9 protein-coding genes are annotated in these 9384 nt (G+C 59.5%); 6 read left to right on the top strand and 3 right to left on the bottom strand.

Features of this window, described 5'->3' with window-relative positions:
• The first annotated feature begins 321 nt into the window (after positions 1-321).
• The 4 genes from I2H81_RS07935 (at position 322) to I2H81_RS07920 (ending at position 5167) form a co-directional block, all read left to right on the top strand.
• Positions 322-1038, top strand: a complete 717-nt coding sequence (locus I2H81_RS07935) for a YoaK family protein (protein WP_117639796.1) — start codon at positions 322-324, stop codon at positions 1036-1038.
• A gap of 165 nt (positions 1039-1203) precedes the next feature.
• Positions 1204-2370 (top strand): lactaldehyde reductase, encoded by a 1167-nt coding sequence (gene fucO, locus I2H81_RS07930; protein WP_022094861.1) that lies wholly within the window; start codon positions 1204-1206, stop codon positions 2368-2370.
• A gap of 265 nt (positions 2371-2635) precedes the next feature.
• On the top strand, positions 2636-3655 hold the full coding sequence (locus I2H81_RS07925; RefSeq protein WP_117842655.1) for a M42 family metallopeptidase: 1020 nt from the start codon (positions 2636-2638) through the stop codon (positions 3653-3655).
• 138 nt (positions 3656-3793) lie between these two features.
• Positions 3794-5167: a DNA-binding protein gene (locus I2H81_RS07920; RefSeq protein WP_195645173.1), complete on the top strand. Its 1374-nt coding sequence runs from the start codon at positions 3794-3796 to the stop codon at positions 5165-5167.
• 8 nt (positions 5168-5175) lie between these two features.
• Here I2H81_RS07920 and mnmA read toward each other — a convergent pair whose 3' ends face one another.
• Both mnmA and cysK read right to left on the bottom strand, forming a co-directional pair.
• Entirely contained in the window at positions 5176-6276 is a 1101-nt protein-coding gene (gene mnmA, locus I2H81_RS07915) for a tRNA 2-thiouridine(34) synthase MnmA (protein ID WP_195645172.1), read from the bottom strand.
• Between the two features lie 181 nt (positions 6277-6457).
• Entirely contained in the window at positions 6458-7396 is a 939-nt protein-coding gene (cysK, locus tag I2H81_RS07910; RefSeq protein WP_055250951.1) for a cysteine synthase A, read from the bottom strand.
• 253 nt (positions 7397-7649) lie between these two features.
• Between cysK and I2H81_RS07905 the strand changes: the two genes are divergently transcribed.
• Positions 7650-8078, top strand: a complete 429-nt coding sequence (locus I2H81_RS07905; protein ID WP_117564502.1) for an RrF2 family transcriptional regulator — start codon at positions 7650-7652, stop codon at positions 8076-8078.
• A gap of 140 nt (positions 8079-8218) precedes the next feature.
• Here I2H81_RS07905 and I2H81_RS07900 read toward each other — a convergent pair whose 3' ends face one another.
• Positions 8219-8584 carry a phage holin family protein gene (locus tag I2H81_RS07900; RefSeq protein ID WP_055250947.1) on the bottom strand — a complete coding sequence of 122 codons (366 nt, stop codon included), beginning with the start codon at positions 8582-8584 and terminating at the stop codon, positions 8219-8221.
• A gap of 324 nt (positions 8585-8908) precedes the next feature.
• Between I2H81_RS07900 and I2H81_RS07895 the strand changes: the two genes are divergently transcribed.
• Positions 8909-9208, top strand: coding sequence for a YerC/YecD family TrpR-related protein (locus tag I2H81_RS07895; protein ID WP_022094855.1), 300 nt, complete (start codon positions 8909-8911; stop codon positions 9206-9208).
• The last annotated feature ends 176 nt before the right edge of the window (positions 9209-9384 follow it).

The raw sequence follows: 9384 nt of genomic DNA, 5'->3' as shown, positions 1-9384 counted from the left end.
GCCCTCTACGGGGCAGGGGCTGACGGCCGTCCGGGGCGGTCGGCCAGCGACCACCGGTACGGCTCAATCGTATAGCCGTGCAACGGAAAAGAGCCGCCCTTTCGGACGACTCAAACTGTAATGGGGCTAAAAAGACTGGTGGAGTACATGAGCTGGTGAGTGAGAGCGTCGCTGAGTCAATCGTTTGTTTCCAGACTGTGTATCTGCGCGTTGGGGAACTCGTCTCGCGCGCACGCTATATTGTCAATGGGTTACAGTATGGACGGCGGCTATATGTCCGCCAACGCACGAGGGAGTCGTCAACAAGGAGGATGCACGACGATGCAGCGTGCCAAGCAGATATCGGAGTCTATTGAGCTGGGCATCATCTTGGCGCTCGCCGGTGGCTTTATGGACGTTTATTCGTACATTGGGCGCGACCATGTTTTCGCAAACGCTCAGACGGGCAACATCCTGCTCGTGGGTGTAAGCATCTCGGAGGGCAACTGGGCGCTGGCGGGACGCTATTTCTTCCCCGTGGTGTCGTTTGCCGTGGGCATTATGCTTGCCGACTTGGTTCACGAGCGGTTTGGCAGTGTGATTCACTGGCGCCAGGTGACGGTGTTTTTTGAAGCCGTTATCTTGCTGGGCGTGAGCTTTATCCCGGGCGGCGGTTACAACCTGCTCGCCAACTGCCTCACCTCGTTTGCCTGCGGCATGCAGGTCGAGAGCTTCCGCAAGATCCACGGTCACGGCATCGCCACGACCATGTGTATCGGCAACCTCCGTAATGCCTTGCAAAACGTGGACGACTACATCATCACCCACAAGCGCGGCTTTTTGGAAAACGGCCTGCTGTACTTTGGCGTGATCTTTACCTTTGTGTTTGGCGCCGTGTTGGGCAACTGGTGTATTGAGCGCATGGGCCTGCACGCCATCGTCGTGGCGAGCGTGCTGCTGTTTGTCGCGTTTGCCATCATGTTCATCGACCGCGAGCGCGACTTGCGTTTTCGCTGGAAGGTTGCGGCCGAGGCTTGGAAAGAGGGCTGTCGAAAGTAACCGAATGCGGCAAAGGGGTTGTCCCTTTGCCGCAATATTTTTCATCTTCTGTTGAAACGCTTTAACAATTTTGACGTTCTCACGTGTTTTTTGTTTCAAAAGCGTTAGGATGGGACTCATAGCGTGGGGCGTAATGGGTGCCCCGCACACGATGGGAGGCTATCAATGGCTAATCGTTTCGTTCTCAATACCATCTCTTATCATGGTTCCGGCGCCATCAAGGAGATCCCCGGCGAGCTCCAGCGTCGCGGCTACAAGAAGATCTTCGTCTGCTCCGACCCCGATCTGGTCAAGTTTGGCGTTACCGCTAAGGTGACCGACGAGCTCGACGCTGCCGGCATCGCTTGGAGCCTCTACTCCGAGATCAAGCCCAACCCCACTATCCAGAACGTCAAGGACGGCGTCGAGGCCTTCAAGGCCGCCGAGGCTGACGCTATCGTTACCATCGGTGGCGGCTCCTCTATGGACACTGCCAAGGCCATCGGCATCATCATCAACAACCCCGAGTTCGCCGATGTCCGCAGCCTCGAGGGCGTTGCTCCGACTAAGAACCACGCCGTGTTCACCATCGCCGTGCCGACGACTGCCGGTACCGCCGCCGAGGTGACCATCAACTACGTCATCACCGACCCCGAGAAGGTCCGCAAGTTCGTGTGCGTCGACACCAACGACGCCCCCGAGGTCGCCGTCGTCGACCCCGACATGATGGCTTCCATGCCCGCTGGCCTGACCGCCTCCACCGGCATGGACGCTCTAACCCACGCCATCGAGGGCTACACCACCAAGGGCGCTTGGGAGCTCTCCGACATGTTCCACTTTGAGGCTATTAAGCTGATCAGCGAGAACCTGCGCGACTCCGTCGCCGAGGCCAAGTCCGGCCAGCCCGGCTCCGGCCGCGAGGGCATGGCTCTTGGCCAGTATGTCGCCGGCATGGGCTTCTCCAATGTCGGCCTGGGCATCGACCACGCCATGGCTCACACCCTGTCCGCTCACTACGACACCCCGCACGGCGTCGCTTGCGCCATGCTGCTGCCGATCGCCATGGAGTTCAACAAGCCGGTTTGCGCCGAGCGTCTGGCCAAGGTTGCCGTCGCCATGGGCGTTGACACCACGGGCATGAGCACCGACGAGGCCGCCGACGCCGCCATCGCCGCCGTCAAGCAGCTCTCTGCCGACGTGAACATTCCGCACGTCTGCGAGGCCATGAAGGCTGACGAGATCGAGGTCCTGGCCAAGGACGCCATGGCTGACGCCTGCTTCCCGGGTAACCCGCGCGAGGCGACGCTCGACGACGTCATCGAGCTCTTCAAGAAGATCTGCCCGGCTGCCTAACTTGGTTCGGCGGGCCCCTGCCCGTTAGCCCCACAATCGTCCTCGGACATGTCGGAAGCCTCCGCTGCGCACTTCGTGCGGCGGGGGCTTCCTCCGTCCTGCGGAAAGATTGTGGGGCTAACGGCAGGGGGCCGCCGGCTCGTTATCGTGGCGGGCGCAGTCCTGGCGAGCTCGATGGGTCATCTCGCTAGGTAAAAAGATGGTTCGCGGTGGTATTGTTGCTGTGGGTTTAATTCGATATGAAAGGGTGACTTTGGTGTCCAAGATGGATTCTACGCTCTCCTATATTACTGACCAGTTGAAGGCACTGACTTCTATTGCTTCGCCTACGGGCTATACCCGTGCGGCGACTGATTATCTGATGGAAACGTTGCGCGAGATGGGGTTTGGGCCCGAGCGTTCCAATAAGGGCAACGTGTTGGTTGAGCTTGGTGGCGAGGGTGAGCCGCTCGTACTGGCGAGCCATGTCGATACCCTGGGCGCCATGGTACGCTCCATTAAGGACAATGGTCGCCTGCGCCCCACGACGCTCGGCGGACATCAGTGGTCTACGGCCGATGGCGAGAACTGCACCGTCTACACGCGTGACGGCAATGTGTATACGGGCGTGGTCCTCAATACCGAGCCTTCGGCGCATGTGGCCGATGAGCCGGTCAAGACCATCGAGAAGAACATGGAAATCCTGCTCGACGAGAACGTTGACAGCAAGGACGATGTGCTCGAGCTGGGTATTCAGACCGGCGACATCATCGCTATGGATCCGCGTACCACGGTGACGGAGAGCGGCTACATCAAGAGCCGCTTCTTGGACGACAAGCTGTCGGCGTCGATTCTGCTGGGCCTGGCCCGCGCCGTTGCTGGCGGCGAGGTGACGCTTTCGCGCAAGGTATCGCTGCTCTTTACGGTGTACGAGGAGGTCGGCCACGGCGGTGCCTTTGTGCCGGACGACACACGCGAGATGATCAGCGTGGACATGGGCTGCGTGGGCGACGACCTGGGTTGCACCGAGCGCATGGTTTCGATTTGCGCCAAGGATTCGGGCGGTCCGTACAACTACGACCTGGTGACCACGCTGTCCAACATCGCGCGCGAGCTGGAGCTCGATTACGCCATCGACGTGTATCCGCACTACGGCTCCGACGTCGAGGCCACACTCTCGGCCGGCTACGACATTCGCCATGGCCTGATCGGCCCCGGCGTGTACGCGAGCCACAACTACGAGCGCAGCCACATCGACGGTGTGCGCAACACCTACGAGCTCGTCCGCGCCTACGTTCAGCGCTAGGGGAGCAGCTTGCGACTCGGCTGACCAATCACTAAGGCCCGATTTCTCGGGCCTTTTTTCGCTTTAGGTCGTTTAGTATTATGATGTATGTAATATGTTAACTAAACGCGTAAATTACTTAACGAGGTGATGCGGCATATGAATACATCTGAGTACTTATCTATGGGTGATGCCGCCCGCCTGTTGGGCGTTACGAAAGCCCGCATATCGCAACTTGCCGCATCGGGAACGCTCGCGTGCGATATTGTGGGCGGACGGAAGATGGTTGAGTATGATTCTGCGCTCGCTTATCAAAAGGTCCGCAAACGTGGACGCCGTCCTGCGGCCGATGTGGGGCGCAAGTTTACGCTGATGTCGGCCGACCATGAGGTCGCGCATGTCTCATTTGATCCGACACGTGAGTTTCCCTTCGAAATCGCCGAGGTGCTCGATGCGCAAAGGATGCCGTTTGGCACGTGCTCGAGTTCTTCTCCTACGGTGAATAAACGGGAGCTCAACGTGTGGTGGAGCCATCGGTCGGTGCCTGACGTCCGCCCCGGACTCGTCTCGCGCTATCGTGAACTGGGAATTGCCAGTGGCATTGAGGTGCCGGTTCAGTGCCTGGGCCTATCGCTTTCGGATTGCTATTGGCTGCGGCCGGCCGATTGCGCCGAACTCAAATGGCAAAACATCAATTACTTTGAGAACGAATTTGAGCGATCGGCGCCCGAAGAGCGTTCGGGTTGGCTGGAAGGCATCGGTCTTAAAAATCCTGATAACACGTCCGAGGGCGAGCTCCCTAAATCGTGGATGATTCGCAACGGTGTTCGCGTTCTGGTCAAGGGATGCGGCATGGACGACCAACGGCCCTTTAACGAGGCGGTTGCAACGGCTCTGCATCGTCGCTTGCTGTCGGAGGGCGAGTTTGTTCCTTATACGGTTGATCGGATGTTCGATGGCCCTGCGTGCCTGTGCGAGGATTTTCTTGACGGCCGCGAGGAATACGTTCCGGCTGTTTACGTTAAGGGCGCACTTGGTGGCCAGCGGGGAAACTCGACATACGATCGATACTGTCGCTGCCTTGGCAAGCATGGTGCCGATGAGGCCGCTGTGAGAAAGTCTATGTCGCAGATGATTGTCTGCGATGCCCTTTTGGCCAACAGCGACCGCCATTGGCGAAACTTCGGCATCATCCGCAATGTCGACACCCTGGAGATAAAACCTGCTCCGCTGTTCGATAGCGGCAACTGCCTGTGGTACAACGTACCAACTGCCGTGCTCGCAGCTGGGGAGTTTGGGTTTTCCGCTAAGCCGTTTGGGCCCGACCCTTCCGTCCAGCTGGCGCTTGCGGATTTGCTCGATTGGTTCGATTCATCGCGGCTCAACGGATTTGTTGATGAGGCGATCGAGATTCTTTCGCAGAGCAAATTGGCCACGGCGGAGGGTCGACTCGAGGCCATCCGCCGCGGCCTCGAGCGTCGCGTAATCGAGGTTGGTGCCGCTGTTGAGGTACTTCGACACGTGCAGCGATAAACCCGCGGCTACTTAAGTGCACCGGTCACGGTGCCGCCGCCCAGGACGATGTCGCCGCGGTATATAACGACAGCCTGGCCGGGGGCGATGGCGCGCTGCGGCTCGTCAAAGGTCAGCAACATTTGCCCGTCTTCGCCGCGCGTAAGGATCGCTGCCTGGTCTTTCTGTCGGTAGCGGTACTTGGCGCCCACGCGGATGCCGCCGGCATCCAGCTCGGCTTCCATGTGGTCGGCAGGGGCGCTCCAAATCCAGTCGTTGGCCGTGAGCGCCGTGGCCGTCAGGTCCTCGGCCTCGCCCAGATGCACGGTGTTGTTAGCGGCGTCGACGCCCGTCACATACACAGGATGCGCCATCGCGACGCCCAGGCCTTTGCGCTGGCCGATGGTGTAGCGCAGCGCGCCGTTGTGGCGCCCGACCACGCTGCCGTCGCGCCACACAATGTCGCCCGGTGCAGCGGGATGTCCGCAGCGGCGCTCGATATAGCCCGCGTAGTTACCGTCTGGAATAAAGCAGATATCCTCGCTTTCGGCCTTCTGGGCGTTGATGAAGCCCTGCTCGGCGGCAATCCGGCGCACGTCGCGCTCCTTGTTCAGACCCGCCAGCGGAAAAATCGTGCGCGCCAGACGCTCCTGCGTAAGCGAATACAAAAAGTAACTCTGGTCCTTTTTGGGGTCCTCGCCGCGATGCAGCTGCCAGGTGCCGTCTGCCGCCTGGCTTGTTTTGGCGTAATGGCCCGTGGCGATGTAGTCGCAGCCCATGTCCAGCGCTGCATCGAGCAGCGCGCCAAACTTAATGTGGCGGTTGCAGATAATGCACGGATTGGGCGTCAGCCCCTCCTGGTAGGCGTTCATAAAACGCTCGACAACGTTGCGGTCGAAGGTTTGCTGCAAGTCGAGCACGTGATGGGGTATCCCCAGGCGCTCGGCGACGGCCTTTGCATCGGCGATGTCGTGGTCGACCTTACTCATGCCCGTGGCGGGATCGGGCGCGGGGCAGGTGAGGCGCATGGTGGCACCGACACATTCGTAACCCTGACTTTTGAGCAGATACGCGGTCACGCTGGAATCGACGCCGCCGCTCATGGCGACGAGCACGCGCTTGTTGTGCATGAGGAGGTTCTCCTTGGTGGCATGTGGCCAAAAAAGAAAAGCGGCGCGGGAGGCTGGTTCCGCGCCGCAGACATTGTAGCAAGTTCGGACGTCTCGTGGGGCATCCTGTTGGGATGAGCTCAGGCTGCCAGAAGAGAGGGGAGACCGGCGTGCCTTGGACTCGTTCTAAGAACGAGAAGCTCTAGTCCTGGAAGAGCGCCGTGGACAGGTAGCGCTCGCCGGTGTCGGCGAGCAGCGCCACGATGGTCTTGCCTTCGTTCTCGGGGCGCTTGGCCAGCTGCAGAGCGGCCCAGACGGCGGCGCCGGACGAAATGCCCACGAGCACGCCTTCCTTGTGGCCCACGGCGCGGCCGGTGGCAAAGGCATCGTCGTTCTCGACGGGGATGATCTCGTCATAGACCTGGGTATCGAGGACGTCGGGCACAAAGCCGGCGCCGATGCCCTGGATCTTGTGCGGGCCGGCCTGGCCCTTAGAGAGCACCGGGGAGGTGGCGGGCTCGACGGCGACGACCTGAATCTCGGGGTTCTGCTCCTTGAGGAACTCGCCCACGCCGGTCACGGTGCCGCCGGTGCCAACGCCGGCGACGAAGATGTCGACCTTGCCGTCGGTGTCGTCCCAGATCTCGGGGCCGGTCGTGGCCTTGTGGATGGCGGGGTTGGCGGGGTTCACAAACTGGCCGGCGATGATGCTGTTGGGGGTCTCCTTCTGCAGCTCCTCGGCCTTGGCGATAGCGCCCTTCATGCCTTTGGAGCCGTCGGTGAGCACGAGCTGCGCACCGTATGCCTGCATCAGCTTGCGGCGCTCGACGGACATGGTCTCGGGCATGGTGATGATCACCTTGTAGCCGCGGGCCGCCGCCACCGAAGCGATGCCGACGCCGGTGTTGCCGCTCGTGGGCTCGATGATGGTGTAGTCGCCACCGCGCACGAGCTTGCCGGCCTTCTCGGCCTCGTCAATCATGTTCTTGGCGACGCGGTCTTTGACGGACCCGGCGGGGTTGAAGTATTCCAGTTTGACGAGCACACGGGCCTTGAGGTCCTCGTCGGCCTCGAAGTGGGTGAGCTCCAGAAGCGGGGTGTGGCCGATAAGCTGATCGATGGACGTGTAAACATTGCTCATGGTGAACCTCCAAAGTGTTCAAATGACTGGATACCGTGTGGTTTTACGGTGTGTGTAGCAGCGAAACCCACAAACCTTATAGGTTGTTCGTTTTGCTGTTGGCAAGCATAGTAGACAGTAAAGCCTAGTAACGCAATAGGAAATAGAAGATTATTACGAGTCGATTAACCATCTTGACGGGAATAGGTATTTTCAAAACCAATTTTTCGGCTAGAATTTCTACGAATTAAAAGACCGAAAGGCAGCTATATATATGTTGGTTTCCACAAAGGGCAGATATGCCCTGCGCGTTATGGTCGACCTGGCCGAGCACCAGGCGACAGGCCGTATCCCGCTTAAAGAGATTGCGGCGCGTCAGGGTATTTCGGAGAAGTACCTCGAGAATATTCTGGCTACGCTCGTGCGCGCCAACATGCTCTCGGGCATGCGCGGCAAGGGCGGCGGCTATGTGCTCACGCGCCCGCCTGAGCAGTACACGGTGGGCGAGATCTTGCGCCTGACCGAGGGCAGCCTGGCGCCGGTCGCCTGCCTGGATGGCGACTGCAAGGGTTGTTCGCGCTCTGACGAGTGCCCCACGCTCGACGTGTGGAAGAACCTGGACAAGCTTATCAACGACTACCTCGACGGTGTGACGCTCGATCAACTTGTCGCTCCCAACGAAGGCTACGACTACGTGATCTAGCCCACCTGCCATTTGGGGACGGGGTGGAAATGGCAGATTCTCTCGCCCTTTGAGACTTGGCAAATAAGAAGGCCGCCCATTTTTGTGATGGGCGGCCTTCGTTTTGGGCTGTTGAGACGGGCGCGGCCGGAATGGCCGTTTTAGCCCTCGGCGATGCTGTCGAGGATGCTGCGCATGATGGACACCAGGATGCTGCCCATGAAGGCCGATCCAAAGCTGGCGATGGAGATACCCGCGCCCAGCAGATTGACCGACAGATAGCTGGCCAGCTCGAGCATAAAGCTGTTGACTACGAGCTGAAAAATACCCAGCGTAATGATCGTGAGCGGCAGCGAGATAACCGTCAGGAACGGCTTGACGAGCGAATCGACGATGTTCAGGAACAGTCCCACGAAGGCGAAACAGACCCAGGCCTCGGCAAAACCGAAGGGCTGGATGCCGGGGACGAGGAACGTGGCAATCGCGATGGCGATCGAGGTAAAGAGCCAGTTAAGCATAAAGCGCATGGTGCGAATCCTTTCTTGCGCAGGGTGCGTCGGCGTCGCGTGAAGCGGTTTGCTGCGGCAGCTTGGACGGCCGCTCGGGTGTGCCGCCTTGTTCGGCCGCCCATTGTCTCAGATATTCGTGGAGCTTACGTGCGCATTCGGTTTCAAAACGGCGTTCGTCCTGAAAAACGCGCCGCTGGCAGAGAGTCTTGTCGCTTTAGTTTGGTGGTGTGCTACACTGCTACGGGCAAAAGCCACAGGCGTTGCCCTATTGCATAGAACGGGCGAACGATGCCCGATGTCAGTATCAACTTCGATGCCTTATGGCGGGTTTGGCGGTGATCGATGAATATCGAGAACATGTTTGACAAGCCTGATGTCAAGCAGCTGGTCCACGCATTTAGTCTTTTGGATGACGAGAAGGATATCCAGGCGTTTTTGACCGATATCTGCACGCCGCGCGAGATCTGCGATCTTTCGCAACGTCTGCAGGTTGCGCGTTATCTGGATGAGGGCGAGCCTTATGTTGAGGTTCAGGCCCGCACCGGCGCTTCGTCCACTACGGTGAGCCGCGTGTCCAAGGCACTCAACGGCGAGTACGGCGGCTATCGCAAGATCCTCATCAAGCTGGAGGATGGCGAGTAGGCCAGCGGTAAAAACGAATTGCGCAGAACCGTCCCTTCGGGGGCGGTTTTTTGATCCTTTGGGGACGGAGGAAAACGGATCACTGGGTTAGACTGACCTCCTCGGTGATCCATTTTCCTCCGTCTCCAAGGGGTCAAATCTGTTGGCGTAGGGCAAATCTGTCCGCGCGGGCGGGT

This window comes from Collinsella aerofaciens (assembly GCF_015561195.1).
GTDB lineage: Bacteria > Actinomycetota > Coriobacteriia > Coriobacteriales > Coriobacteriaceae > Collinsella > Collinsella aerofaciens_AC.
This window is presented reverse-complemented; position numbering and strand designations above follow the sequence as displayed.

Bases quoted from the DNA above. Each gene is read 5' to 3' on its own strand.
- I2H81_RS07935 (WP_117639796.1), top strand. From the start codon at position 322: ATGCAGCGTGCCAAGCAGATATCGGAGTCTATTGAGCTGGGCATCATC.
- fucO (WP_022094861.1), top strand. From the start codon at position 1,204: ATGGCTAATCGTTTCGTTCTCAATACCATCTCTTATCATGGTTCCGGC.
- I2H81_RS07925 (WP_117842655.1), top strand. From the start codon at position 2,636: ATGGATTCTACGCTCTCCTATATTACTGACCAGTTGAAGGCACTGACT.
- I2H81_RS07920 (WP_195645173.1), top strand. From the start codon at position 3,794: ATGAATACATCTGAGTACTTATCTATGGGTGATGCCGCCCGCCTGTTG.
- mnmA (WP_195645172.1), bottom strand. From the start codon at position 6,276: ATGCACAACAAGCGCGTGCTCGTCGCCATGAGCGGCGGCGTCGATTCC.
- cysK (WP_055250951.1), bottom strand. From the start codon at position 7,396: ATGAGCAATGTTTACACGTCCATCGATCAGCTTATCGGCCACACCCCG.
- I2H81_RS07905 (WP_117564502.1), top strand. From the start codon at position 7,650: ATGTTGGTTTCCACAAAGGGCAGATATGCCCTGCGCGTTATGGTCGAC.
- I2H81_RS07900 (WP_055250947.1), bottom strand. From the start codon at position 8,584: ATGCGCTTTATGCTTAACTGGCTCTTTACCTCGATCGCCATCGCGATT.
- I2H81_RS07895 (WP_022094855.1), top strand. From the start codon at position 8,909: ATGAATATCGAGAACATGTTTGACAAGCCTGATGTCAAGCAGCTGGTC.